Source organism: Serratia sp. Nf2 (assembly GCF_003028435.1).
GTDB lineage: Bacteria > Pseudomonadota > Gammaproteobacteria > Enterobacterales > Enterobacteriaceae > Serratia > Serratia marcescens_L.
This window is the reverse complement of the sequence record NZ_PYTW01000010.1, coordinates 163,905-188,893: the sequence shown is the minus strand read 5'-3', so window position 1 is coordinate 188,893 and position 24,989 is coordinate 163,905. Positions and strand designations below refer to the sequence as shown.

Annotated in this window: 21 protein-coding genes and 1 pseudogene; 6 read left to right on the top strand and 16 right to left on the bottom strand. The window is 59.7% G+C overall.

From position 1 onward, the window contains the following. Positions 1 to 78: 78 nt before the first annotated feature. The 4 genes from C9411_RS21060 (at position 79) to C9411_RS21045 (ending at position 5,856) form a co-directional block, all read left to right on the top strand. The gene (locus tag C9411_RS21060; protein WP_004941600.1) at positions 79 to 261 is read left to right on the top strand and encodes a YfgG family protein; all 183 of its coding nucleotides are present in this window, start codon (positions 79 to 81) and stop codon (positions 259 to 261) included. 103 nt (positions 262 to 364) lie between these two features. Then, positions 365 to 1,798, top strand: a complete 1,434-nt coding sequence (gene mgtE, locus C9411_RS21055) for a magnesium transporter (protein WP_063990489.1) — start codon at positions 365 to 367, stop codon at positions 1,796 to 1,798. 185 nt (positions 1,799 to 1,983) lie between these two features. Beyond that, positions 1,984 to 5,310 (top strand): diguanylate cyclase, encoded by a 3,327-nt coding sequence (locus C9411_RS21050; RefSeq protein WP_107227865.1) that lies wholly within the window; start codon positions 1,984 to 1,986, stop codon positions 5,308 to 5,310. A 192-nt stretch (positions 5,311 to 5,502) separates the two neighbouring features. Next, positions 5,503 to 5,856 (top strand): DNA-binding protein, encoded by a 354-nt coding sequence (locus tag C9411_RS21045; RefSeq protein WP_107227864.1) that lies wholly within the window; start codon positions 5,503 to 5,505, stop codon positions 5,854 to 5,856. Between the two features lie 9 nt (positions 5,857 to 5,865). Here C9411_RS21045 and alkA read toward each other — a convergent pair whose 3' ends face one another. Next, positions 5,866 to 7,356: a DNA-3-methyladenine glycosylase 2 gene (gene alkA, locus C9411_RS21040; RefSeq protein WP_107227863.1), complete on the bottom strand. Its 1,491-nt coding sequence runs from the start codon at positions 7,354 to 7,356 to the stop codon at positions 5,866 to 5,868. Between the two features lie 164 nt (positions 7,357 to 7,520). Between alkA and yegD the strand changes: the two genes are divergently transcribed. Together yegD and C9411_RS21030 are read left to right on the top strand one after the other, a co-directional pair. Continuing rightward, positions 7,521 to 8,873, top strand: coding sequence for a molecular chaperone (gene yegD, locus C9411_RS21035; RefSeq protein ID WP_107227862.1), 1,353 nt, complete (start codon positions 7,521 to 7,523; stop codon positions 8,871 to 8,873). Positions 8,874 to 8,924: 51 nt separating this feature from the next. Continuing rightward, a pseudogene (locus tag C9411_RS21030) lies at positions 8,925 to 9,071 on the top strand (GNAT family N-acetyltransferase); the annotation flags it as partial. 97 nt (positions 9,072 to 9,168) lie between these two features. Here C9411_RS21030 and C9411_RS21025 read toward each other — a convergent pair. The 15 genes from C9411_RS21025 to C9411_RS20955 all read right to left on the bottom strand — a co-directional run bounded on the left by C9411_RS21025 (position 9,169) and on the right by C9411_RS20955 (position 24,960). Then, positions 9,169 to 10,626 (bottom strand): hypothetical protein, encoded by a 1,458-nt coding sequence (locus C9411_RS21025; RefSeq protein ID WP_233221937.1) that lies wholly within the window; start codon positions 10,624 to 10,626, stop codon positions 9,169 to 9,171. 30 nt (positions 10,627 to 10,656) lie between these two features. Continuing rightward, a complete protein-coding gene (locus C9411_RS21020; protein ID WP_107227860.1) occupies positions 10,657 to 12,702 on the bottom strand; it encodes a glycosyl hydrolase family 28-related protein in 2,046 nt (681 codons plus the stop codon). 4 nt (positions 12,703 to 12,706) lie between these two features. After that, positions 12,707 to 13,504: a hypothetical protein gene (locus tag C9411_RS21015; RefSeq protein ID WP_107227859.1), complete on the bottom strand. Its 798-nt coding sequence runs from the start codon at positions 13,502 to 13,504 to the stop codon at positions 12,707 to 12,709. A gap of 11 nt (positions 13,505 to 13,515) precedes the next feature. Then, entirely contained in the window at positions 13,516 to 15,801 is a 2,286-nt protein-coding gene (locus C9411_RS21010; RefSeq protein ID WP_107227858.1) for a hypothetical protein, read from the bottom strand. Beyond that, entirely contained in the window at positions 15,801 to 16,004 is a 204-nt protein-coding gene (locus C9411_RS21005) for a hypothetical protein (protein WP_060435846.1), read from the bottom strand. The genes C9411_RS21010 and C9411_RS21005 overlap by 1 nt, the downstream gene beginning before the upstream one ends. Before the next feature lie 10 nt (positions 16,005 to 16,014). Then, the gene (locus tag C9411_RS21000; RefSeq protein ID WP_094859834.1) at positions 16,015 to 16,248 is read right to left on the bottom strand and encodes a hypothetical protein; all 234 of its coding nucleotides are present in this window, start codon (positions 16,246 to 16,248) and stop codon (positions 16,015 to 16,017) included. Positions 16,249 to 16,258: 10 nt separating this feature from the next. Next, positions 16,259 to 17,074, bottom strand: coding sequence for a phage BR0599 family protein (locus C9411_RS20995; RefSeq protein WP_094859835.1), 816 nt, complete (start codon positions 17,072 to 17,074; stop codon positions 16,259 to 16,261). Then, the gene (locus tag C9411_RS20990; protein ID WP_146158893.1) at positions 17,061 to 18,233 is read right to left on the bottom strand and encodes a phage tail protein; all 1,173 of its coding nucleotides are present in this window, start codon (positions 18,231 to 18,233) and stop codon (positions 17,061 to 17,063) included. The genes C9411_RS20995 and C9411_RS20990 overlap by 14 nt, the downstream gene beginning before the upstream one ends. Continuing rightward, on the bottom strand, positions 18,233 to 21,949 hold the full coding sequence (locus C9411_RS20985) for a tape measure protein (protein WP_107227856.1): 3,717 nt from the start codon (positions 21,947 to 21,949) through the stop codon (positions 18,233 to 18,235). Before C9411_RS20985 ends, C9411_RS20990 begins: the two co-directional genes overlap by 1 nt. Positions 21,950 to 22,148: 199 nt before the next feature. Beyond that, a complete protein-coding gene (locus tag C9411_RS25760; RefSeq protein WP_158263889.1) occupies positions 22,149 to 22,622 on the bottom strand; it encodes a DUF6631 family protein in 474 nt (157 codons plus the stop codon). After that, positions 22,622 to 23,368, bottom strand: a complete 747-nt coding sequence (locus C9411_RS20975; RefSeq protein WP_107227855.1) for a hypothetical protein — start codon at positions 23,366 to 23,368, stop codon at positions 22,622 to 22,624. Before C9411_RS20975 ends, C9411_RS25760 begins: the two co-directional genes overlap by 1 nt. After that, entirely contained in the window at positions 23,365 to 23,562 is a 198-nt protein-coding gene (locus C9411_RS20970; protein ID WP_107227854.1) for a hypothetical protein, read from the bottom strand. Before C9411_RS20970 ends, C9411_RS20975 begins: the two co-directional genes overlap by 4 nt. Beyond that, on the bottom strand, positions 23,559 to 24,026 hold the full coding sequence (locus tag C9411_RS20965) for a hypothetical protein (RefSeq protein WP_107227853.1): 468 nt from the start codon (positions 24,024 to 24,026) through the stop codon (positions 23,559 to 23,561). Before C9411_RS20965 ends, C9411_RS20970 begins: the two co-directional genes overlap by 4 nt. Continuing rightward, the gene (locus C9411_RS20960; RefSeq protein WP_107227852.1) at positions 24,020 to 24,442 is read right to left on the bottom strand and encodes a gp436 family protein; all 423 of its coding nucleotides are present in this window, start codon (positions 24,440 to 24,442) and stop codon (positions 24,020 to 24,022) included. Before C9411_RS20960 ends, C9411_RS20965 begins: the two co-directional genes overlap by 7 nt. 2 nt (positions 24,443 to 24,444) lie before the next feature. Next, positions 24,445 to 24,960, bottom strand: coding sequence for a hypothetical protein (locus tag C9411_RS20955; RefSeq protein ID WP_107227851.1), 516 nt, complete (start codon positions 24,958 to 24,960; stop codon positions 24,445 to 24,447). Positions 24,961 to 24,989 lie beyond the last annotated feature (29 nt).

Sequence of the window (24,989 nt, the reverse complement as noted above, 5' to 3'; positions counted from 1 at the left end):
ACTTTTGTCATCAGCGCCTAAAATCCGGTTACAAATTCTCGAGCGAATAACACAGGACACCGGCATACCGGGTGATATATGCGCAAGAAAACCACCGGACAGATGACGAAGATAGTGTTGTTTATCAGCTTTATCATTTTAGTCGGCCGACTGCTGTACGCCGCCGTGGTGGCGGTGCCTCATCATCAGGAAAAAAAGCAGGCCGCTGCGCAAAACGCCGCCGAAGTCAGCGCGCCGCAACAGGACGCCTCCTCTGAATAACCGCTGCGCCCCGTCCGTTTCATAAAAATGACTCCGGCACTCGCTATGCTCTATCTTTTAATGAGCCTGCGTCAGGAACGCCGAGCGCCCGTTAAGGAACACCATGTCAGCCGCAACCCATAACGTCAAAAAAGTCGCTGAACACCGCCAGCGCATTCTCACTCTGCTGTTGAACAATAAGGAATTGGTCGACGGCATTCTCGGCCGGCCAGGCGATGAACAGGCCCTCAGCCAAAGCGAACGGCTGAACCAGACGGCGGAAATCACCGGCCTGTTGGACGACATGCACGCCGCCGACCTGGCGGACCTGCTGGAAGCGCTGCCACAGGACGAACGTATGGCGCTGTGGCGGCTGGTGGGCAACAGCAAGCGCGGCCAGACGCTGGTGGAGGTCGCCGAGCCGGTCTGGGACAGCCTGATCGAGGAAATGAGCGACAAAGACCTGCTCAAGGCGATCAAAACGCTGGACGTCGACGAACAGGCCTACCTGGCGCAATACCTGCCGCGAAATCTGATGGGCCGGTTGCTGACCTCGCTGGAGCCGGAGCAGCGCGCCCAGGTGCGCGAGATGAGCCAGTACGCCAAAGACAGCGTCGGCTGGATGATGGATTTCGAACTGGTGACGGTGCGGCCGGACGTCACGCTAGGCGCGGTGCACCGCTTCTTGCGCATGCGCAAAACCATTCCCGATGCCACCGATAAACTGTTCGTCACCGACCGCAAAAACACCCTGCTGGGCGAGCTGCCGCTGACCGCAGTGCTGCTGAACGATCCGGAAATCCCGGTGCGTGACGTGATGGACAGCGATCCCGCCACCTTTCAACCCGAAGACAAGGCCGATGATGCGGCCGGCGCGTTCGAACGTTACGACCTGATCAGCGCCCCGGTGGTTGATGCCAAAGGCAAACTGATGGGCCGCCTGACCATCGAAGAGATCGTCGACGCCGTCAACGAAGAGAGCGACACCAACCTGCGCCGCATGGGCGGTTTGAGCCCGGAAGAAGACGTGTTCGCCCCGGTCAGCAAGGCGGTCAAAACCCGCTGGGCCTGGCTGGCGATCAACCTCTGCACCGCATTCATCGCCTCCCGAGTGATCGGTCTGTTCGAACACACCATTTCCCAGTTGGTGGCGCTGGCGGCGCTGATGCCGATCGTCGCCGGCATCGGCGGCAACACCGGCAACCAGACCATCACCATGATCGTGCGCGCGCTGGCGCTGCACCAGATTGAAGTCGGCAACATCTCGCGCCTGATGCTCAGGGAGCTGGGGGTGGCCATCATCAACGGCGTGGTGTGGGGCGGCATCATGGGCGTGATCACCTGGCTGCTGTACGGCGACGCGGCGATGGGCGGGGTGATGACGTTGGCGATGCTGCTCAACCTGCTGCTGGCGGCGCTGATGGGCGTAGTGATCCCGATGACCATGCTCAAACTGGGTCGCGATCCAGCGGTCGGCTCCAGCGTGCTCATCACCGCGCTGACCGATACCGGCGGCTTTTTCATCTTCCTCGGCCTCGCCACCCTGTTCCTGCTGTAATACGCCAAAAGCCGGCCCCGCGCCGGCTTTTTCGTCATTCTGTCGCCGGGCTTGCGTTAACGCAGTAAAGTCGGCCTTCCCGGTAGGTTTTCCTCTCGCGCTGTACTACCCTTTGCCAATAAATCGTCTTAATTCATCCACGTCATGAATCCAATCACTGACAGAGGCCATCGGTAAGGGTGTCTATGGAGATCAGCGCGCCGAACACGTTCGGCACCCACAAAGGCGTCGTGCTGACGCATTCCCTGTTAGTGGCCCTGGCGACGTTTCTGCTCGCCTTGCTGAGCCTGTCGCTGTCCAGCGAAGCCCGCCACTTCACGCCGCTGTGGTTCCCGACCGCCGCCGCGATCGCGGTACTGTACCGCCACGCCCCGCGCCACTGGGGCCTGCCGATGTTGGCCAGCGGCCTCGGCATCGTACTCGCCAGCTTCTTGCTGTTCGGCATCAGTGCCACTCCCGTCAAGCTGGCCGCCATCAACCTGCTGGAAGCGGCGGTTTGCGCCCTGCTGCTGCGCCGCATGCTACACCCGTACGATCCGTTGAATGATCTCGCCAGTTGGTTGCGTTTTGTGGTCTGCGCAGTGATTTTTACCCCGCTGTTCAGCGCGCTGCTGGCCGCCGGCCTGGTGCCCGCGCCAGACCAGCCTTTTTGGCAGCCGTTCGGTACCTGGTTCATTTCCGAAGCGATAGGGGTGCTGTCGCTGGCGCCGATCGGCCTCTCTTACAATCGTCGCACCCTGACGGCGCTGAATCCGTTTCCATTATTGCTGACGCTGATGGTTACGCTGGCTTTCAGCTTTATGGCGCTGACCTATCTGCCTTTTCCATTCACGTTCGTGATTTTGCCGCTGCTATGGGCCGCCATCGCACTGCCGCGTTTTGAGGCATTCACCGTTTGTTTCTGCACCCTCTTGCTGATCACCGTGATGATTTCGCTGGGGTTGCTGCATTTTCAGGCTTCCGGCAAGCACCTTGGCGATCTCGGTCTGTACTTGCCAATGCTGCTGATTTTAATCCCGGCGCACGCGATGGCGGTGGTAATGCACGCCTTCCGGGTGGAGAAACAGCACATCGTCGAAAGTGAAAGCCGCTTTCGCAGCGCGCTGGAATATTCCGCCATCGGCATGGCGCTGGTGTCGCCGCAGGGGAAGTGGCTGCAGGTCAATCAGGCGCTGTGCACGCTGCTCGGCTATCCCCCTGAGGCGCTGCACAAGCTGACCTTTCAAGAAATTACGCATCCCGACGATCTCAACGCCGATCTCAGCCAGTTGCACGATCTGCTCGACGGCCATATCAGCAGCTACACCCTGGAGAAACGCTATATCCGCAGCGACGGCCAGACCGTCTGGGCGCTGCTGGCGGTCTCGCTGGTGCGCGACGCCGAAGGGCTGCCGCTGTACTTCATTTCGCAGGTGGAGGACATCAGCGATTTGAAGCGCAGCCAGGCGGAAAACAATCGGCTGGTGGAGCGCATTACGCTGGCCAATCAGGTGGGCGGCGTCGGCATCTGGGAATGGGTGATGAACCAGGAAAACTTCACCTGGGATCAGCGCATGTTCGAACTCTACGATCTCAATCCCGACCAAACGCCGACGCTGGCGCTGTGGCGCACGCTGTTGGTGCCGGAAGATCGCGACCGCACCGATCGCGAGCTGGCCGAGATTCTGGCGCAGCCACGGCCGTTCGTCATGGAATTTCGCATCATCACGCGCGGCGGTAAATTGCGCCATATTCGCGGCCAGGGCAACGTGATCCTCGACGACCAGGGCCAGCCGCTGCGCATGATCGGCACCAATATCGACATGACCGAGCTCAAGATCCTCGCCGAGGCGCTGCACGAGGAGAAAGAGCGTTTGCACATCACCCTCGACGCCATCGGCGAAGGGGTGATCTCCACCGACGGCCATCTGCGCATTACCTTTATGAATCCGGTGGCCGAGCAGATGTGCGGCTGGCCGCTCGAGCTGGCGATCGGTATGCCCATCGCCGGCGTGGTGCGCCTGACCAACGGCAAAGACGGCCCGGAAATCGAAAACCTCACGCAATACCCGCGGCAGTGGCCGGCGGATTACGCACTGGTGCTGCACAGCCGCGACGGGCGCTATTTCGACGTGCAGCAGTCGGTCTCACCGCTGAAAACCCTCGACGGCGAAACCATGGGCGCGGTGATGGTGCTGCAGGATGTCACCGCCTCGCGCGAACTGATGAAAAAGCTCAGCTACAGCGCCTCACACGACGCGCTGACCGGCCTGCCGAACCGTACCCGCTTCGAGAAGCAGTTGAAAGCGGCAATCGCCGCCGCCGGGGAACCGTCGCCGCCGCATTCGCTGGTGTTCCTCGATCTGGATCGGTTCAAGGCGGTGAACGACACCGCCGGCCACGCGGCGGGCGATGCCTTGCTGCGGGACATCGCCCAACTGATGCGTCACCATCTGCGCAACAGCGACTGCCTGGCCCGGCTGGGCGGCGACGAGTTCGGCCTGATCCTGTTCGACTGCCGGCTGGAGCAGGCCAAATCGCTGATGCAACAGGTGGTCAACCAAATCAGCCAACACCCGTTCTACTGGGAAGGGAAAATTTACCGCGTCGGCGCCAGCGCCGGCATCACGCGCATCGGCGGCGACGCCAAAAGCAGCGAACTGCTGGCCCAGGCCGACATCGCCTGCTACACCGCCAAGCACCACGGGCGCGGCCAGGTGTATCTGTATGAAGCACGGCAAAAACAGCTGTTGGAGCGACAGCATGAATTACTGAGCCCACAGGAGGTACAGACGATCATCAGCGAGGGGCAGCTGCGGCTGCTGACCCGCGCGGTCGCGCCGCCGGCGACGCCGCTGTCGGCCGCTTTCCACCAGGTGAAACTGCAGGTGATGGCGCCGGACGATCGGCCGCTGCCGCACGAGGCGTTCATCGCCGCCGCGCAGCTGTATGGCCTGATGCCGGACATCGACCGGTGGACGGTGACGCAGCTGCTGGTACGCTGCGCCGACGACATCAAACGCAAGGGGCTGTCGCTCGCGTTGCCGCTGGCCACCGACAGCCTGCTGAACACCGACTTCCAGCGCGAGCTAACGGAAACGGTGCGCGCTTCCTCGCTGCCGCCACGGGCACTGCTGTTTAGCGTCGATGAGACCGTGGTGCTGGAACACGCCGCACAGTGCCGGGCGTGTCTTCGCGAACTGCAGCAGTTGGGCTGCCGGCTGATCGTCAATGGCTTCGGGCATAACATCAATGCCTTCGATGAGTTGGGCGATCAGAAAATAGACATCATTCGCGTCGATGAACGCTTTATCACCAACGTGCACTGCAACCAGATGGATGAATTGATGGTCTCGATGCTCAACGGCGCGGCGCATCGGATCAAGGCGCAGACGCTCGCCGGGCCGGCACACCAGCCGGTGACGCTGCAGGCGCTGCGCGATATCGGCATCGATCTGGCGGATGGCGATCAGGTAGCGCTGGAGCAACCGCTGGCGGTATTGCTCAGCGACGGCTACTTCGGCATTCGCTAACCCCTCCCCCTTACCGGCGCCGTCTCGCGGGCGGCGCCGCACTCCCGTTATTCACATTGTGTTAACCCATACGAGATTAGTGATATAAATAACACCTGAAGCTTAAACGATTAAGTAATATGAAACTCCCATGCGAACATCAGCGTATACGTTGATTTTCCTCGACATGTGATGGCTCAGGGATAAGGGACTATGGAAAAGAAATGGTTTTCCGCCAGGGAACTGATGGGCAAGGCGGGGTTGCCTTCAACCCCGCAAGGGGTCAATTTGATGGCCCGACGCGAAGGCTGGCTCAGCCGCCGTCGCAGCGGCGTGCAGGGCAAAGCGCTGGAATACCATATCGACAGCTTGCCGTACGGCGCGCGCAGCCTGTCGGCCTTGCGCGAGGCAGACCATCCGGACTACGACGTCAAACGCCAGGATCCGATACGGGTCTGGATCGAGTATTACTACCACCTGACGCCGGCCGAGCGAGAAAAGCTGCTGGCGTTCCTGATGCGCGAGGGCATGAGCCGCCTGTTGCAGCTGATCGAGTCCCCCCGCTAGGCCGAATGCTCAAATCTCCCCTTCCGGCGCCCAGCCGCCGTTGTGCCACAGATGCAGCGTGGCGTAAGAACGCCACGGGCGCCAACGTTCGGCATAGCGTTCGATCTGGCGCGGCGTCATGCCGGGAAAACGCTGTTTGATCAGGTAGTCGCCGGCCAGGAACACATCCGGCCACGACCAGGCGCGCATCGCGATATAGCTGGCGGTCCAGTTGCCGATACCCGGCAGCGCGGTCAGCGCCTTGATGCCCTGTTCGATATCCAGCACGTTATCGAGCTGCAGCCGCCCTTCGCCCAGCGCCCGGGCGATCTCGATCAGCGCCGCCGCGCGCTTCAGCTGCACCCCGAGCGGGCGCTGTGCTTCGGGCTGCAGCTGTGCCACCCGTTCTGCGGTGGGGAAAACATGGGTGATGCCCTCGTGCGGCGCCGCCAGCGGTTCTCCCCAACGTTCGGCCATCCGCCCGGCGAAGGTTGCCGCCATTTTCACGCTGACCAACTGACCCAGCACCGCACGCGCCGCCTGCTCGAAGCTGTTCACGCAGCCCGGCAGGCGCAGCCCCGGCGCATCGGCCGCCAGCGAACCCAGCGCCTCATTGATGCGATCCGGCGCGGCGTCCAAATCGAACAGCAAGCGTACGCGGCGCAGCACCTCCGTCGTCACCAAACTGAGCGCCGGCGCGATCTCGACCCTGACCCGGTTGCGCGCTTCTTCCGGCTGCACGCTGAGCCAGCCGCAATACTCCGTACCGCCCTGGTTGACGGCGATCGAACGCAGATAGCGCCGGCCCTCGACCCGCTCGACGCCCTGCACGGCGCGCGCCTGCAAGAAGTTCAGCATGCGATCCCAGTCATAGGGCGGCCGATAACCCAGGTGAAACACCAGGCCGCTGGCGGCGGCCCGTTCACCGCGCGCGCCGCCGCTGCGCAGCGCCGACGGAATCAGGCGATAGCGCGCCTTGAACAGCTCGTTGAAACGCCGCAGGCTGCCGAAACCGGCGGCGAACGCCACCTCGCTGAGCGGCAGGTCGGTATCCGCCAGCAGGCGTTTGGCCTGCAGCAGCCGATGCGACTGCGCGTAATCGATCGGCGAAGCGCCAAACTGTTCGGCGAAGATGCGCCGCAGGTGGCGATCGGAAATGCCCAGCCGCGCCGCCAGCGCTTCGCAGCTGTGTTCGGACAGATAGCCCTGCTCAATGAGCTGTACCGCCACCTGCGCATAGCGGTTGCCCAGATCGATCAGCGCCAGGCCGGGCGCCAGCTCCGGCCGACATTTAAGGCAGGGGCGAAAGCCCGCCAGCTCGGCTGCCGCCGCGCTCGGATAGAAGGTGCAGTTTTCCAGCTTCGGCGTGCGGGCGCTGCACACCGGGCGGCAATAAATGCCGGTGGAAGAGACGCCGACGAAAAAGCGGCCGTCGAATTTGCGGTCACGCGCGCGCAGCGCGTCGTACAACGCTTGCTGTTGGGTATTCATGGCAACGCTCGGGTTCGGTTTTTTCTGCATTATGGGGCTCGGCTGGCGCGCTGACGTGCGGAATTCGGACATTAAGTTAAGCACGCCGCCGCCGCGCCCGCTAAATTTTTCGACACTCGCGCATCGGCGCATTGCCCGCCGGCTCCGTCTCGGGTAAAGTCGCCCCCCTTCATTGGCATGGGGACAAAAAAGAGATGTTTATTGGATTCGACTACGGGACAGCCAACTGTTCCGTCGCGGTGATGCGCGACCACGGCCCCGAGCTGTTGACGCTGGAAAACAACGAACCGTATCTGCCTTCGATGCTGTGCGCGCCGACCCGCGAAGCGGTGAGCGAATGCCTGCACCGCCACTGGCAGGTGCCGACCGGCAGCGAAGAAAACCAGCAGCTGCTGCGCCGCGCCATCAGTTACAACCGCGAAGAAGACATTCCGGTCAACGGCGACAGCGTGCTGTTCGGCCTGCAGGCGCTGGCGCACTACATGGAAGATCCGGAAGAGGTGTACTTCGTGCGCTCGCCGAAATCCTTCCTCGGCGCCAACGGCCTGAAGCCGCAGCAGATCGCCCTGTTCGAAGACCTGGTGTGCGCCATGATGTTCCACATCAAACGCCAGGCGGAAAACGTGCTGCAGACCGGTATCGAGCAGGCGGTGATCGGCCGGCCGATCAACTTCCAGGGCATCGGCGGCGAAGAGGCCAACCGGCAGGCGCAGGGCATTTTGCAGCGCGCCGCCGAACGCGCCGGTTTCAAAGCCATTGAATTCCAGTTCGAGCCGGTCGCGGCTGGGCTGGACTTCGAGGCAACGCTGAACGAAGAGCAAACCGTGCTGGTGGTAGACATCGGCGGCGGCACCACCGACTGCTCGGTACTGCTGATGGGGCCGCAGTGGCGCGACCGCGCCGATCGCCAGCAGAGCCTGCTGGGCCACAGCGGCTGCCGGGTCGGCGGTAACGATCTGGACATCATGCTGGCCTTCAAACAGCTGATGCCCCTGTTCGGCCTGGGCGGTGAAACCGCGAAAGGCATTGCCCTGCCGGCGCTGCCTTACTGGAACGCGGTGGCGACCAACGACGTGCCGGCGCAAAACGACTTCTACAGCGCCACCAACGGCCGCGTGCTACGCGATCTGATCCTCGACGCGGCGGAGCCGGAAAAGGTCAAACGCCTGCTGAAAGTGTATCAGCAGCGCCTGAGCTACCGACTGGTGCGTGCGGCCGAAGAGAGTAAGATAGCCCTGTCCGGTCAAACGGCCATCAGCGCGCCGCTCAATTTCGTGCAGGCCGATCTGGCGGAGAGCATTAGCCAGGCTCAGCTCGCCGACGCCATCTCGCAGCCGTTGATGCGCATTCAGGAGCAGGTCAGCGCCGCGCTGGCCAGCAGCCAGACCGCGCCGCAGGTGATCTACCTGACCGGCGGCAGCGCGCGCTCCCCCCTGCTGCGCGCCGCGCTGCAACAGCAGTTGCCGGGCATTCCGATCGTCGGCGGCAACGACTTCGGCTCGGTCACCGCCGGGCTGGCGCGCTGGGCGCAAACGCTGTTCCGTTGACGGCCCAAGGGCGCGGCTCGCCGCGCCCTTGTTCATTGGAGGCTATGCATCATGTCAACCATCCTTACCCTCGACAGCGCCAGGCTGCGGCTGCGCCTCTGGCGCGACGACGACCTGCCGGCCTTCGCCGCGCTTAACGCCGATCCGCAGGTGATGCGTTATTTCCCGGCGACGATGACGGCCGAGGAATGTAGCGCGGCGAAAAATTCTGGACTGAATTGCATAATAAATCGGACTGCAAAATAATGCGAAAGCGCACGATTTTGGACAGTCCGAAATAAAATGAAACTTATGGTTACGACAGATAGCCGATTGACTTCTCCATGTCCTTCTCGCTTAGCGTTTGCGGCCAATACACAACCTTTTTGATGTGCCCATTGAACCAATTATTTGGCCCAAGATACGACCTGCCGAAACACAGGCGGGATAACGTGGGAGGCATACCGGTAATCGTGCGGCCAAACCAATTGAACCCATCAAATAACCTCAGTCTTAATTGAGCTGACTCATACGAAAATATAGCCGACTGCTCACTATCTCTGACTGGGGCCATGCTTGGGATTTCAAGGGACTGAGAAACCCCGGATGCATCAGGAACTGACGCAAACTGTGCCTGGCCTGAGTTATTCGTAGTTAGTCGATATGCCAATCTCAGGTGTGCACCTTCAACGGCATTGTCGATTACAAGGGCACATGACAGCGCGTTGTATTGGCCGCTGATAGATTGCAAGCTGTGTGACGTTACACACGTTAAAAGCACAGTACCATTAGACGACGATATAAAGTCAGCTGTCCCAGATGTTGTGCAAATATCATCAGCGCGCTGAGCTTCGGCTCCAGACGTTGGTATGTATGACGACGCACCATCCCGGCGCTCAGCCTGGGCACCCCAAATCCATACTGAACCAACGGTAGACGGTTGATAAGAAGGCAGCGCGCCAGCCCCTGAATCACTATTAACCAGCGCCAGGGTGAATTGTGGTGATACAGCCCCGGTTGGGGTGATCGTTATTGCGCATCGATACCATCCATTAGGGTACTGCTCCATCGACACCTGCAAAATCTGGGACGTTGTCTTTCCAATTTTGCCGTTAGCCAGGTCGAAATTCGTATACTGGGTGCTGGCAACGGCTCCCTGCGCCGCAATCTGCAACACCTTCCCGGTATTAGCCTTAGCCCACACACTAAATGTATATGGTTGGTCTTTTGCAGCCACCATCGTGGTATTTGCAAGCAACGTTCGGGGGGAAACCGTAGAGTCAGACGCTTCAATAATTTTTGTCGCCGTCAAATTGCCATCTGGCGCAATAACATCATCAGCAGTGAGAGCAATACCGGTGGGCGTCCAGCCTGCTGCATTAGAGAAATTCTGGCTGTAGGCCAGGCGATTTGTCGCTGCATATTCAGCTCGCAAGCCCAAACACACCCCCGTCATAGGATGGTAATCAATGGCTGGCTGATTAGCCGTCAAATACTCAATCAACCCGGTTTTGCCAATGCGCGTGGCCGCGCTAGACCGGTTGAATGACAGGATGCTGGTCAGGTCAGATGAACGAGCCACCTGACCAGACGCCAGTTGAATGACAAACATCGAATTGGCGAAATCGGCATAGAGGGCGGCCCCAGCTGGCAGCGGCGCATTGATACTGGGCAGATGGCTTACATCACCATTATATCTGCTATTACTTTGTAGAATCGTTGCCATAATAAATAGCCCCTGATGTGATATTGCAAGTGGTTTGCCTGATTCCATTGATGAACACAATGTTTTTAACGAGCGTCATCATTGAATCCCCGCATTTGAGAACGTGGTCACGCGTGTCTGGGTGCCGGTCAAGTTAAACGTATTGGCGGCATTCCCAACACAATGATTAAACGAAATATCTGTGTCCGTCAGCGCAGCTGAAACATTCACTGGATATTGTTGTGTTGGCGCTGGTTGCCCTTCCGAATCAAACTGCAAAATATCCCGCAATTTGTTGGAGGTGATACTGCAACCCAGCATTGGGACATTGATATTAATAGCATTACCTGACGATAGCTTGCCGTTAGCCCAGATTCGGTTATTGGTAATGTCGGTATTGATAGCAATGTTACCCGCTTCAAAATGGATGCCATGGCGACCATTTTCATAAATGTCATTACCATGGATAACAATGCTGCTGATTTTAACCGCTGGGGAGGTATAGCGGTGATTAATACCATCCTCAGCGTTGCCACGAATTTTATTGCTGACAAATTGATACTCGCCGAGTAGTGGATCGGTTTTCTGGCTATATGAATACACACCATGAGATAAGCTGTTGCAAATGAGATTATTTGTCACCAGACCTCGTCGGCCTGGTTTGCCGCCGAGGTTCGTACCGGGATACAGCAGAAATCCATACTTGTTACTGTCCATCACGTTACCCGCCGTCAACAGCCCATCGATGCCACAATCGGCAATGCCTGCAAAGTTTCCAATGCAGACATTATTAACACAGACCGCTCCTTTGGCTGCCCCTGCCAGCTGAGGCTCAAAGAAGATGCCGAAATTCATATTGGAAATATTCACCGTTTCGCTGACGAATATAACCTCAACATCTTTAGCCCCGGTTCCCAGTCCGATGCCCGATGCACCCAAAGGGCGACGAAGGATGGGCGTGTTGATATCAGCCGGCTCTCCCGTGCCGGTATCCGTACCCAATCGCCCACAGTTTTGTGTCCTAACCCTGTTAATCCAAACATTATCAGGGAAGTCGAGACCCAAACCTGTTGCACCAGTGTTTTTAATTTCTACCCTATCAATAATGGTGTTTGAATAATATTGGAAAAACATACCTTTTATATCTGGGATATACACGCCATTTGATGGCAGCACCTGATTGATGCCGTCAATGGTAAAATCTGAAAACACACAATTATCCAAATAGGTAATGGTGTTCCCGTTTTTACCGATGTATCTGAATGCCGCATTAGCTTTGTACGGCATGAGCACGGTTTTACCCATCCCGGCCCCAATAACAGCAACACCACTCCGCGGAACGATGTGGCTTGAGAGGGGGTAAATGCCTTCTGGCAGGTAGAGGACTCCACCGCCAGCCGCGTACAGGGTGTTAATGGCTAATTGTATTGCATGTAATGCATTCTCGCCCCGACCAGGGTAATATCCACACTCACGAATATCGAGATAACGGCGATTATTGATAATCTTCTCGATTCGTCTACGATGGCTATTTAGCATGTTTTGCACAGAGTCTGGGAGGTGAGGCAAATTCAAATGCCCAAAATCATTAATAACCCCAATAGCCAGTTTCTCTACATCACTGAGAGTCAGAATGAAAGGTGCACGGTCTTTACCTATCGCGCCGAGGCGTTCCTGAACGCTGCCATCCATTCCGGTTAAATGAACACCAGCGCTATCCCCAATAACAATCAGGCTTTGTTCATCAACATCATTGATAAGAATGGCATTACCGTTATCGTCAAAGGTGATGAGCTTTGTTATCGCGCTTCCATCTAAAAGAAACTTGCCGGTTTTAACCGGTGTCCCTGCCTGATTAACATATTCCTCCATCCAGTAGTCAGGATTATCGGAACGAACAGAGAATTTACTGCCTTCTGGAATGATACCTGCTGCAATCGCATCGATGGCCTTTTCCAACGATGAATAGGGAGTATCACCCGACTGCAGACCATCTACGATGGATTTAAGATAGAGGGTTCGGTTGGCAAGCTGTTGAGCCTGCATGTTGTCTGGCCCCCCTGGCCCACCCAATACGGGAGTGTCTTTCTCAAGCTGATAAACACTGGGTTCCCATTTATTTTGTTCTGGCAGTGAGCTGGCCATGATTTTAACCTCTATGTGTATATGCGCCATTATGAGTAATGGCCCCGTTGTGAGTTATCCCGCTTAACCGTTTAAACATCACGATACGGCCTAAACGGCCTAATAACGGGTCTTCACCTTTCGAAAAGTCATAAAGAATATCGGCGCTGGTTTCCAATCCACTCAGGTCAGAGTCCTTGTTCAATAACGCCATTTTTGATACGGGGTCAAATTTCACACGATATATCTCGACTAAAACGGGGCTGTTATTTTCAGCAAGGTTTATTCCCTCATAACGCAACGCAAATTCTTCACCCTGGTGCGTGAGAATGGGCAGCGTTTCGTTGCCTAAATGTTCATAATCGACAATCACTGGCTGATTCACCGGTGTGGTGAGCCAGACAATAACTCCCCACAGTTTATCGACACTATAATGTGTGCCTTCGGTCATCCCGTTGATTCTCACACCCCAGACTTGTTGATTACTCAGGCTGATGCGATCGCCAGCCACAATCCCTGCCGGCAATATATCTTGCGCAAACAGGTTGGGAGTGCGTGAGGTATGGCTACCTGACAATAATATGTTCAAGTTGTCAGGTGCATACTCATGCCAGATTGACGTAACTTTTCCACTGATAGCTGAAATATAACGCTGCATTGTAACAAGCTGGCCGCCGGCCGAGCCTTTGGTTTTTTTCTCGTCAAACTCCAGCTCTAAATCCAGCGCTGAAACATCACCGACCCATCGCCACGATAAAGCCTGGCCCGCCGTATTCCGGCGAGCCAGGTAAAGTTTCCCTTGACCGTAATAAAAATCACTCATTGGTTACCGCCTTATGCCGCAGGTTCTTCCGGTTGCGGCTCCGGCTCCGGAGTTGGTTCAACATAGTGGCCTGTTGGTAATGTGATGATCCAATTGCTCAGCGATGCAATATCGCCGCGCCTGGCTTCTATACTGACCGTGTGAACCCGATTTAATGGGGAGGTCGCGGACGAATACGGCAGCGTCAATGTTGCTTCAACGGTATTTGTCGTCCAAACAATATCCCCGGTATCAGGGCGAACGAGTGTAATTACATAAACCACCCCCGACTCTGGGCCAATACTGCTATCAAGATAATCAATTAACCGGTCAGCTTGTAATTGCCTGTCACGGTGAGACCAGGTTAAAATATATTCCGCTGCCGGTTCTGCAACGAGGGGATAAGGTTCGTCATTTAAACGAATATTTGCCGGCAAATAGGGTTTTGCCTGGCGAGCCTGTAGCGTCAAATGGTTAACAGGTGCAGCGCCGGCAGCGAGTGTTTCTTGTGCCGTTCGCGTCAACAAACGAACGTCTATTGTTTCTCCCTCCAGATATTCCAACCCATCACTTTCAATCGCATCCTGGAAGAAACGCAGCCGCGCGCCGGCCAGATGGCCAGCCGGCAACGTATCGGCACAGCCACGCCCAACGGTCAACGTCCCGGTCGCCAGATCGGCGGCATCGATACGAACAATCTCATCACCGATAATCGCCCCGGCACCCACTGCCGGCAGCGTGGTTAATGACGCCTTAAAGGTGGTATCAAAGCGACCTGCAGGCTGTGTGAGCGTGACGGCCGGCGTCCAATCGCCGTTAAGATTACCGCGCCAGTTCACGCCGTCGGCGCGCGTCTGCAGCAGGTAGTTGATGGAGGCGCTGCTGGGCGCACTGGCCATCACGCCCAGGTAACCTGCCTCCGGGGGAATGGCCGCCAGCTCCGCCGGCCCGACGGTGGCAGCCAGGACGATATAGGGCAGTTCAAGGAGCTGGCTATCAGTAACGGGACGTGCCGTCTTGTCTGGCGGTGACCAGGTGCTGCCTTGCTCGCCGCTGCTGTACGACGTGCTCGGCATCCCGAACACATCCTGAATGGCCGTCACCTTCAACTCACCGGTGTCCTGTTCTTCAATCTTGCCAACACGCATCACCATGTTGCCGATGTTGCGCTCTGGCAAGCTGATGCGAAAAACGCCGGCCGGCGTCAGCACGCCGCCGCGTCGGTCGAAATTGATAATTAGTCGGGTCAACCCGGCCGCGCGGGTCTCGAGGTCACGTTGCGCCAACCTCGCGCCCAGCGCATGGGTCGGCACGGCTTTGTATTCGACGCTCTCTGATATCAACCCCACGTTCTGGATCGCCCCCAGGTTCTGCGCGCGCACTTCGCCTTCGCTGTTGGTCACCGGGTCGCGGTACGTCACCACAATTTCATTCGGGGCCGCATCGGCGCTGGTGCTGTCGTCGTCCTGTACGCCCACGATGCCGTTGTCGTAGGTAAACAGCGGCAAGGTATTGGGGTCGTAGTCATCACGCAGCAGCTTGAGCGTCAGTTTGCCCGTGCTCAGGTCACCGTATTGGGCTGCGCCGATATGATCCAGGACTTGCTGCACAAACGTGTTGAGGTCGTCCTGGCGGTTGTAACGAAAACAAAGGCCAAACCCTTCGTCATAGAGCCGGTCTGCCGCGATGCGGTAGCTGTCAATATCCAGGTCACCCAGCACCAGCCCGCGCCCCCAGTCACGATTGAGCGCGCACTCAACCAGGATGTGCGCCGGGTTCATGGCATGGATCGCACGCAGGTTGGCAATCTGTTCAGCGGTCAGGTCGGCCTCGTCATCAAGCTGCCCCTCGGTGTTCTGCAGCAGAATAAGCGCCTTCTCCGGATACCACACCGGCCCATCCCAGCCTTGCGTGGTGCGGCGAACGCGGTAAGACCACGGCTTAGGTGAGGCGCTGTAGCAGCTGACTAACCCGCTAAAGAAGGTGGTGACCAGCCCCCGAAAACCCGGCACTAACCCCGTGAGCAACGTCAATAATGAGGGAGACGGCACCTGATCAGGGCCGCCCATCATCACCTCGAGTGTTCCCTGGATACCACCTTCACCGCCGGTGTCTTCACCCCCGAACAGGTTCGGCTTGTCGATGTACAGCGACGTGTTGCCGGAAACCTGGCCGGGCGTGCCGGCAAACACCGTTTTCTTATCGGCGCTGATGGCCACAATCTCATTGACCGGGCCACGGCCAACCCCGGCCTGGATATCCCAGGAATATCTGTAGCCCACCGTGACTTTCTTCGACCCCTTGCCACCGCCGCCCATCAGTTGGCCTCCGGCTCAGCTTTGGATTGCGCCAGGCGCACAATCTTGATAGCCAGCGCATCCCCGGTGCCGGCCAGCAGCTCGGCATCGATACCGCCATCGCGAATGAAGGCTTTAAGGTCTAGCCCATAGCGGGCAAAGAAGGCGCGCAGACCAGGCGCACAACCGCCGCCGGCGCGAATATCTTCCATCGTGATCAACATGGCGTTCCCCTTATTTCTTAATGGCTTCATAGCGGTAATTGCCATAGGCAAGAACAAACCAGTCCTCGCTCCAGCAATCGCCAAAGAAGATGCATTGCGGCGTGCCTTCGGTCGGCTGAGGCAGGTTCCAGTCATCTTCCGTCGCCGCTTCCGGCGTGTTGTTCTTCTGACGCGGAGCCAACGCCGTATTCAGCACATAGGACGCCACAATCACCGCAACGAATTTCGCAACAGCCCACCACATACGCGTTTCCTCAAAACAGTTTGATAATCTGATACGGCGACTTGCCCGGCATATGGGGTTGTCCGCCGTAGTTCAGGACGTTGTTAAACTTGTCGTTACAGGTCGTGATGGTGCGATCGCATCCCGGAAAAACCGCCACCACCTGGCCAACGCTTAGCCCGGCCGAGCCGCCGAACAGGCCCAGCACGTTGCCACTCTGCGCGCGCAGCCCACGCCGTTCTGTCACGCCATCCGCCAGCCATTCCAGATAGCCGCCGGAAAACCAGCCGTCGGGAGAACCAGCCGGCAGATTGACGGTGATACTCACGCCATCGAGTGCGCTGATAACCAGGCCGCCGACGCCAAACGCCGCCGGCGATACCTTGCAATTGTGGTCATACAGCGAATACGGACAGGCGCGCCCCCAGGTCAGGCGCAGGCCGCTGCGGGTAAAGGTGCTGGCCAGACTGGCGGTGACAAGCCGGGTGCGGTCTATTGCCTCGCGCTTGACCTCTGTAATGGAGCCGATCCAGACGGTGCGGAACTCGCCCTGGCTGTCGCCGACGTGCCAGCGATGAATGCGAACGCGCACCGGCTGGGACGGTGGCAGGCCGCGAAAGAGCATGGCCACCGGGTTGGTCGTAGGCAGCGTAATGTCCATGCTGTCGCCGGCACCTACGCTCAGACCGCCATCACTGATCGCCTGCTGCTGCCATACGGCACCGGCGGCGGTGATATCTTGATCGGCGTTGGTGTAGCGGAAAAACTGCGTATCGCCCCGCACGAACTCATAGAGCGTGACCGGCTGGCCGTTGGCGGTGGAATACTCAAAATCACTCCAGCTCATCGCGTAGCCCTCGGAATGTGGTTGATACCTGGGCAAACCCGTCCGCATCGGTCGTGTGTTCCCAAGTGATGTCGTCAGTGTTCTGGCGGCAAAGCGCCATCAATGACACCTGGCTGATGGAATCCGCCGGCGGAACGTCACCGTCCAGCGCCAGCAGTTCGTAATCACTCAGGCGCGTGGCGGTGAGGATACGGCGGTAAACGCGGGTGCCATCGACCAACTGCAGACGCAGATCACGCCGGCCAGGCACCACACCAAACTCACTAAAGCCGGCAACCGCCACAACCAGCGCATTGCCGACAGTCCGCACAGGGATGAAGTCCTGCGCCTGGCTGGCGACCCAAATCGCACGCTGGCGACCGCGCAGGTAATAGAGCTGGCCGCGCAGCCTGGCCTGGGCCTGGCGACCGATTTCAGACCACACATGCTGTTGCATGATAAAGGCCCGGCCGGCAGTATCGGTGCGGTAGGGAATGCCCACCTCGTTGTCCAGCTCCAGGAGCTGTCGCTGATACTCGGCCGTCAGGTCGTCAACCCAATCGGCATCTTGTTCGAGCACGGGATGCCCGCGATAGATAGCGGCATTCATCGCCGGAGCAAACGGGTTATGTGCCGCCAGGCGAAAGCGCAGCTGCAGACGCATCAGGCTGTCACTGTGACGGGTGATTGCCGGCGTATCGGTAAAGACGGCCGGCCGTAGCGGATAAACCCATGTGCCGGCTGGCCACGCGCCTAACGGGGCCGTGACGGTGACGCTGCCTGCATCGATGCTCTGGATCTGCGCGACGGTCTGTTTGGCCAACATCCCGAAACCCTCTTTAAGCAGCAGGTTATCGCCCACGACAAAATCACGGCCGGCCGCTGGCACCGCGATAACCTGGCTGCCGGCCGCGATTGGGGCCGACAAAACCGCAACGTCAGGAAACACCGGCATATCCCAGGTGACGCCGCCGGCATGAAAAAGCTGGGTCTCCAACGCGCGGGCGTCGGCATTGCCGGCAAGCACGGTAAACTCATACAGCCGGCGCGGCGACAGACGTCGGGCAATGCGCTGTTCTGCCCCGGACGGGGAGGTCAGGACGTCCGTTTTCCAGGACAGGGTTTCACTGACACCCTCGGCCCAATCAGGCTCCATCAACCATGGGAGACGAACGGCCATTATTTCCCCCCCAGCAACTGCTTGAGCGTCGCGGTATTGGCCTTGACCCAGGTCATCATGACGCGGTTACCTGGCGCACTTTTGACGGCCCTGTCCAGCATCTCGTTTGGATCGAGCACCAGATACTGCTGCAGGTTGGTCGTACCGCCGCCGGCACCTTGCGCACCCGGTGCATCAGGGTTAACGGATTGATTCACCCCGGCCGCGCGGCTAAAACCGGGGTCGGAGACCAGCCCGCCATCGGCGAACGCACCGAGGCGGCCCTGGTTAACCGCGTGCATGAAGTCCACGCCATAACGCTGGACAGCGGCGGTTTTCATGACAAACTCGCCGTTTGACAAGCGAGCCGCGATGCTGTCGGAGGTGCCGGTGCCGGGGCCGGTGATCTGGCCACCGGTCGCGGCCGCCACGCTGGCAGCCGCACCCAGACCGGAGGACGCGCTGCCGGCGGCGCTGGCAGACGCAATGGCCGAGGCCAGTGTGGCCGCACCGGTCGTGAATGCCGTCGTCAACGCCGTGGTGAGTGCCGTGATGCCGGTTGTCAGCGCCGTGGTGAAACCGCCCGTCAACGCTGTACTGCCTGCAGTGATTGATGTGCCCATTGCGGTGGCTCCCGCCGTGGAGGCGGTGGTGATGGCCGTCGCGTAGGTGGTCGCACCGGCGGCATCGGTCGCGGTATCCGTGGCCGCGTTAACAGCGGTGCCGGCGGCACTGCCGGCCGTACTGGCTCCGAGACCCAGCAGCCCCTTGAGGCTGTCGGTCACGCTGCCGAGGCCTTCCATCGCCATGCCGGCCAGGTTGCGTGATGCGACTTGCGCCATGGCATTGGCGACCGATTTAGCCAGGTTTAACACCGCATCACTGAGGTTTAGCGTGCCATCTGCCAGCCCGTTGAGCGTGCTCTCCATGCCATCCTGCAGCCCGTCTTTAAACGCGGCCGTCAGGTCGTCCGTGGTGGATTTTAGCGTTATCAGCTCGTTCTCCAGGTTGACCAGCAGGTCGCGCATCTGCTCGCCGGCTTCGCCAGGCAAGGCCGCCATTTCGCGCAGCTGCGGCAAGCTCTCGGTGATTTTGCTGCCGACTTCCTGATGCAATGCGACCAGTTGCCGGCGGCCCTGCAGTTCTGAGATGAGGCCCGCTTGCACCTGCGCCTGGATGCTGCTTTCTTTCTGGCTGCGGTAGGTTTGCAGGTCGTCCAGGCTCTTTTTGAGCGCGTCGGCGCGCACCTTGGCTTCCTGCACCGGCAGCAATTTGTCCAGCCAGGCCAGCCCCTCGGTGTTGCCGGTCTGGGTGAACTCCTTGCGCATCTCGGCGATGTTGGCCCGCACTTCCGCCAGGCCGCCTCCGAGCACGTCGCCGGTGGCTTTCAGATATTGCGCCTGCAGCTGGGCGTTCTTGGTGGCGTTGGCGTCCGATTTCTCTTTCTGCTCGCCGGCTGCGATAACCGCCAGCGCCGCTTCGGCCCGCGATTTCAGCGCCCCGGACAGGCCTTTTTCCGCCAGCTCGTAAGCCGCGACCTGCGATTTGGTCTTGCCGACGGCAAAGGCCTGTTTCTCCAGCCCCTTGACGTAGGTCTCATTGGCCGAGGCGGCCGACTTGGCCGAACGCGCAGCCGCATCTGAGTTCTTCTTGTTCTCCTTGGCCTGGTCGGTTTGCTTCTGCAGGTTGATCAGCTTTTCCAGACTTTCACGCAGTTTGTCGATATCTTCCGGCGCCTTGCCGGCCGCCAGCGCCGCAGCAATGGTTTTGTCACGCAGCTGCTCCAACTGCTGGGCGGCCGTGTAGGTCGCATCGGCCAGCTCTTTCTCCAGCTTCGGCCGCAGCTTGTCGGCTTCGGCGCTCAGCGCGGTAAAGGACGCCTCGCTTTGCGCCATCTGCGCCACGGCCTCATCCATCCAGCGAATGGGGCCGGCGTTCTGCAGATCGGTCAACACATCACGCAGCGTCTTGCCGCTTGCGGTCGGCGCATCCATCGCGCGCGCCAGGCGGTTTTCCAGCTCATCGGACAGCTTGTCTTGCACGTCGCTGAGGTTGTCGAACTTCGGCGTCAGCGCATCGATTTGCTTTTGCACCTCGGCCAGTTTGTCAGTCAGGTAAACGATGCCGATCCCGCTCGGGGCCGGGCTGCTCAGCAGGCCGTCAATCTGCTGTTTAAGCGATGCCGCCTGGCTCTGCAGGTCGCTGAGTTTCTTGCTGTCCTGGGTAAGCACATCGGCGTTGGTGCGTTGCTGCGTCAGCGCATCGCCCGTGCTGACCGAATCTTTCAGGCGGCCCTGGGCGTTTATCAGCGCCTCGGTTTTCTGGCGCTGGTCTTCCAGGGTCTGGATGGTCTGCTGGTGCTGCTGCGCCAGCGCGGCTTCATGCTCCTGGTTGGCCGCATAGGCCGCGCTCAGGCCGCCGACAGCCAGCGTCACGCCTGTGATTGCCAGCCCCATCGGGCCACCCAGCAGCCCCATCAATCCTGTCCCCAGGCGACCAAAGGTCGATGCAGAGGCGCGGGCGACGCCCAGCGCTTTCTCTGCAGCGGTCTGGCGAACCAGTGACGCAGTCACCAGGTCTTCCGCTTTGGCGCGTGCGCCAGGTGCGGTGATGCCGGAGACTTTGGCGCGGGCGGCCTGCGCCTGCGCAGCAGCCACGGCGGCTTTGGCTTCGGCATATTCCGCCTCGGCAAGCTGCAGCGTCTCGATGCGGTCGGCACGCGCGGCCGTGGTCGCTGCAACCAGCGCGGCGACCTTACGGCCGCCCATCACCACCGCCAGGGCAATGGCGGCAGTGGTCAACGTGGACATGTTGCTGGCCAGACCGGAAATGACGGCCGCAATCGCTTTGGATGCGCCCAGCGCATCGTTGGTGCCGCCGACGAACTCGACCCAGGCGTTGGCCATTTCCGTGGCGGCGCGGCCGATGGTCAGCGGCATCTGCGCAAATTCGCGGTCAACGTCGCCGGCACCGTCTTTCAGCGCCTTGAAGACCACCTGTGTGGTGAGCATCCCTTGATCGGCCATCGCGCGCAGTTCGCCACGGGTTTTGCCCAGGGATTTCTCCAGCATCTCCATTATGCGCGGCATCTGTTCCGACACCGAGTTGAATTCTTCCCCGCGTAACGTGCCGGATGCCAACCCCTGGCTAAGCTGGATGATGGCGTTCGTGGACTCTTCGGCTGTCGCACCGGAGACGATCGCCGCTTTGTTGATGGTGCTGGTCACCTGCAGCAGTTCGGTCTGGGTCGCGCTGCCTTTAAGCGATCGGGCCATGCGGGTATACAGTTCGGCGGTCGAGGCGATGCGTTGACCGGTTTCATTTGCCAGGCCGATGACTGATTTAAAGGTCATGCCGGCTTGTTCGTTGGACGTAGAAACCAAACGAATGCGCGCCGCCAGGTTGGTGTACTCGTCGGAAGTGCTGGCCAGGTTGGCTATCAGACCGCCGCCAAGCGCAATACCGATGGCCGCCGCCAGCGGCTTGAGCCGGGTCAACTGGTTGCTCAGGCCATCAACGTTAGCGGCGGTTTTATCGAGCTTTCGGTTGGCGCTGTCGGCAGCACAACCGACACGATCGAGACCGGACGCTGCCGAGCCGCCGGCACTGCCCAACCGGGTGCCGCTTTGGCTGGCGCTGTCCAGGGAGGACTGCAGTTGCTTGAGGGAGGCCTGGGCGCTTTTTAAATCCGCCTGAATACGCAGGCGCAATTCCAGGTTGCCGTTTCCGCTTGCCATGCTTGATCACCGTCGGTATGAGTAAAACCCCGCCGGTCAGCGGGGTGGAAGGAGGGAAATTAACGCCGTTTTAAAGCCTGTTTGAACTTGTCGATATACCCCTTTAACGTCTTTCCCCCCGCGAAACTGGCGCTGCCGTCAAGGGTGTGGTGCATTCGCTCCGTCAACTCGCGCTTGAGTGCCTGCTCATGGAACAGCTTCAACTGGCGGGCGGTGTAGTGTCTGAGTTCGCCGAATCGGTGGCCGTGGTCGATGAGGCAGCTGAAGACCTCTCCCCAGGGGGCGGGTTTTGCAGCTGCTGCACCAGCCTGGTGAGCGCCGGGCGAATGGCGTTGCGGGTAAAAAAAGCTGCGTTGACGCCCCACCAGATCAGCAGCAGGCTTTCGCTATCGTCACCGGTCAGACCGGCGACCCATTCGACGCTGCGGCCACAGGAGACCGCTACCGCCTGCAGCACCGCATCCCAGTTCGCCCCGAGGACGTCGTACAACTCATCAATCGACACCTCGGCATCCGGCTTGGCGTTCATCGCATCCATGAACCCTTCGCTGATTGCCTTGAGCGGTTGACGGTGCTGCAGCTGCTCGGCCAGGGTGTACTCATGCACCGTGACCTGGACGCCACAGATGGTCAGCGTCCGGTCTGGCATCAGGATGTTCAGCTCATCCGTCATCACACACTCCCGACGTGGATCACGCGCCCATAGCGGCCAAACTGGGCGTCATCCGGCCGTTCAGTGTCCAACAGGACGGTCGCGGTGGTTTCCAGCCCAGGCAACGAGGTATCGGTATTGATGAGGCTCAACGCCGACGCCGGGTCGTATTGCACGCGGTACAGCTCAACGACGACGGCCGCGCCGTTCTCTGCCAGGTTGATCCCCTCGTAACGCAGGAACAATTCATCGGGCGTTTGGGTGAATACCGAAGTGTTAACGCTGCTGGCGTGCGTATAGTTGACGCTAAGCGGCTGCGTCGCCGGCGTGGTCAGGAAATCCAGCGCGCCAAACTTGGCGTCGAGCTTGTAATCCGTCCCCTCGACCAGATCGGCAATCGTCACGGCGCTGACGTTCTGATGATTCAGCGTGACGCGGTCGCCGGCCAGAATCCCTGCCTGCAGCGCTTCGCCGGTGATGGTGCCGGCCGGGACGGCCACTTTCTCGCCGTACAGCAGAATGGCCAGGTTATCCGGCGAATGCTCATACCAGGTGGCGGTGACCGTGCCATCCTTGCCGGTGCTGATGCGGCGCACGGGCGCACGCTGGCCCGTATAGGACTCTTTGTGGGTGAAAGAGTCCGTGGTGAGCGCAATCTGCAGCTCGCCCACGTCGCCAATCCAGCGCAGCGATACCGCCTGGCCCTGCGCATTGCGACGGCCGAGGAACACCTTGCCCTGGCCGTAGTAGTAAGTTTCTGGGGTCATTGTTCCTGTTCCTCGGTCAGTGAGTCGGCGGAGCCGGTCTCGGTTTTGGTTTTGCGGTTCACGACCGCTTTTTTCGCGCCGGCGTGCTCAATCAGCCACTGCGCCGTTGCGTCGTCCACTTCAATCTCAGCGCCGGCAGCAAGCGCCACGCCCTGATGGGTGTGCGGGCCGGTCAGTACAATTCGCCTGGTCATCGATAGCCTCCAATCGCGGCGGGAACGTCCACCTGAAACACCAGGGGGTAATAGCCATAGCCGGACTCGTACTGTGCCGGCAGGCTCTGATTGCTCCTGGCCAGCGGCCGGGTAACCCCTTCGAGCGGTGACCACCCGGCCAAGGCCTCGACGGTTTTCAACATCAGCGGGCCGGCTTCGCTGCTGATATCTGCGCCGAGGCCGCGACCGTCGGCGAAATACACGCAGACCACCACGGCCCAGAGCTGCGTCACGAACTGCAGCCGGCGCTGGCTGCCACCGGTGGCGGCGGTCGAGGTGTTGACGGTATCGCCCAGGTACATCACATACGCCATCGGGCATACCGGGTTGTCATCGTTCATCTGAGACAGCCCGGCGACGCCGGTCACTTCGACAAACTCCGGTACGGCATCACGCAGCTGGCCAATCAGCAGCGGCTCGCAAAAGAGATAGTCGGTTACCACAGGCCATCCCTCCGGAACATGTTGCGCCCTGGCACAAACACCACGCTGTCATCTGGCTCCAGCACCTCGCCGGCCTTGTCCAGCCCGAGCGATAACCGGCCTGACGCCACTTTTTCGAGCTGGCGTATGCGCTGGTTGTAACGTGTGCTCACCGGTGAATCGTCCCTGGGGTTCTGATACAGGTAATAGCGGGTGATATCGCTGGCGATACGCCGCAGCGTGTCCGGCACGCTGGGGAGCGGCAGCAGGCCGCGCCCCTCCAGGTACATGTTGATTTCGGCGTCCGCATCCGCAATCGCCTTCTCCACCACAGCCGGGTCAATTTGCCCCGTTGCCGGCCGGGCGCGGTCGGAGATGCGGATGATTTCCTGCTCGCCGAAGTCGTCCACCAGGTCAGCCTGCGTGCAGTACCCCATGATTACTCCTCAGCCGGCGCAATCTGCTTGATGCGCAAATAAGGATCTGCAGCCAGTGCTTTGAGCTGCTCAGTGCTAAACAGCGAGAAATCGTACGGTTTTGGCTCGGAGGTGAACTCAACACCGGCACGGAAGCGCCGCCCGCTCGGTGAGCGCACCACCTGGACGGTGAACCAATGGGGTTTCGCATCGGTGCCGTCGCCTGCCGCAGAACCTGCGCCGTTTTCGGTGTTGTCGCCGGCAGCGGAACCTGCGCCGTTCTCGGTACCGTCACCTGCAGCAGAACCTGCGCCGTTTTCGGTGCCAGCACCTGCAGCGGAACCCGCGCCGTTCTCAATGCCGTCACCTGCAGCGGAGCCTGCGCCGTTCTCGGTGCCGTCACCTGCAGCGGAGCCTGCGCCGTTCTCGGTGCCGTCACCTGCAGTGGAACCCGCGCCGTTCTCGGTGCCGTCACCTGGCTTTTTTTTATCGTCCTTGACGTATTTTTCTTCCGCTTTCTTTTTGGTTGGGGTAGCCATAACAACATTCTCCCGCTACGCCCCGTAGG

What these genes read in the sequence shown, in the direction of transcription:
- C9411_RS21060 (WP_004941600.1), top strand. Translation starts at nt 79, where the DNA reads ATGCGCAAGAAAACCACCGGACAGATGACGAAGATAGTGTTGTTTATC.
- mgtE (WP_063990489.1), top strand. Translation starts at nt 365, where the DNA reads ATGTCAGCCGCAACCCATAACGTCAAAAAAGTCGCTGAACACCGCCAG.
- C9411_RS21050 (WP_107227865.1), top strand. Translation starts at nt 1,984, where the DNA reads ATGGAGATCAGCGCGCCGAACACGTTCGGCACCCACAAAGGCGTCGTG.
- C9411_RS21045 (WP_107227864.1), top strand. Translation starts at nt 5,503, where the DNA reads ATGGAAAAGAAATGGTTTTCCGCCAGGGAACTGATGGGCAAGGCGGGG.
- alkA (WP_107227863.1), bottom strand. Translation starts at nt 7,356, where the DNA reads ATGCAGAAAAAACCGAACCCGAGCGTTGCCATGAATACCCAACAGCAA.
- yegD (WP_107227862.1), top strand. Translation starts at nt 7,521, where the DNA reads ATGTTTATTGGATTCGACTACGGGACAGCCAACTGTTCCGTCGCGGTG.
- C9411_RS21025 (WP_233221937.1), bottom strand. Translation starts at nt 10,626, where the DNA reads ATGGAATCAGGCAAACCACTTGCAATATCACATCAGGGGCTATTTATT.
- C9411_RS21020 (WP_107227860.1), bottom strand. Translation starts at nt 12,702, where the DNA reads ATGGCCAGCTCACTGCCAGAACAAAATAAATGGGAACCCAGTGTTTAT.
- C9411_RS21015 (WP_107227859.1), bottom strand. Translation starts at nt 13,504, where the DNA reads ATGAGTGATTTTTATTACGGTCAAGGGAAACTTTACCTGGCTCGCCGG.
- C9411_RS21010 (WP_107227858.1), bottom strand. Translation starts at nt 15,801, where the DNA reads ATGGGCGGCGGTGGCAAGGGGTCGAAGAAAGTCACGGTGGGCTACAGA.
- C9411_RS21005 (WP_060435846.1), bottom strand. Translation starts at nt 16,004, where the DNA reads ATGTTGATCACGATGGAAGATATTCGCGCCGGCGGCGGTTGTGCGCCT.
- C9411_RS21000 (WP_094859834.1), bottom strand. Translation starts at nt 16,248, where the DNA reads ATGTGGTGGGCTGTTGCGAAATTCGTTGCGGTGATTGTGGCGTCCTAT.
- C9411_RS20995 (WP_094859835.1), bottom strand. Translation starts at nt 17,074, where the DNA reads ATGAGCTGGAGTGATTTTGAGTATTCCACCGCCAACGGCCAGCCGGTC.
- C9411_RS20990 (WP_146158893.1), bottom strand. Translation starts at nt 18,233, where the DNA reads ATGGCCGTTCGTCTCCCATGGTTGATGGAGCCTGATTGGGCCGAGGGT.
- C9411_RS20985 (WP_107227856.1), bottom strand. Translation starts at nt 21,949, where the DNA reads ATGGCAAGCGGAAACGGCAACCTGGAATTGCGCCTGCGTATTCAGGCG.
- C9411_RS25760 (WP_158263889.1), bottom strand. Translation starts at nt 22,622, where the DNA reads ATGACGGATGAGCTGAACATCCTGATGCCAGACCGGACGCTGACCATC.
- C9411_RS20975 (WP_107227855.1), bottom strand. Translation starts at nt 23,368, where the DNA reads ATGACCCCAGAAACTTACTACTACGGCCAGGGCAAGGTGTTCCTCGGC.
- C9411_RS20970 (WP_107227854.1), bottom strand. Translation starts at nt 23,562, where the DNA reads ATGACCAGGCGAATTGTACTGACCGGCCCGCACACCCATCAGGGCGTG.
- C9411_RS20960 (WP_107227852.1), bottom strand. Translation starts at nt 24,442, where the DNA reads ATGGGGTACTGCACGCAGGCTGACCTGGTGGACGACTTCGGCGAGCAG.
- C9411_RS20955 (WP_107227851.1), bottom strand. Translation starts at nt 24,960, where the DNA reads ATGGCTACCCCAACCAAAAAGAAAGCGGAAGAAAAATACGTCAAGGAC.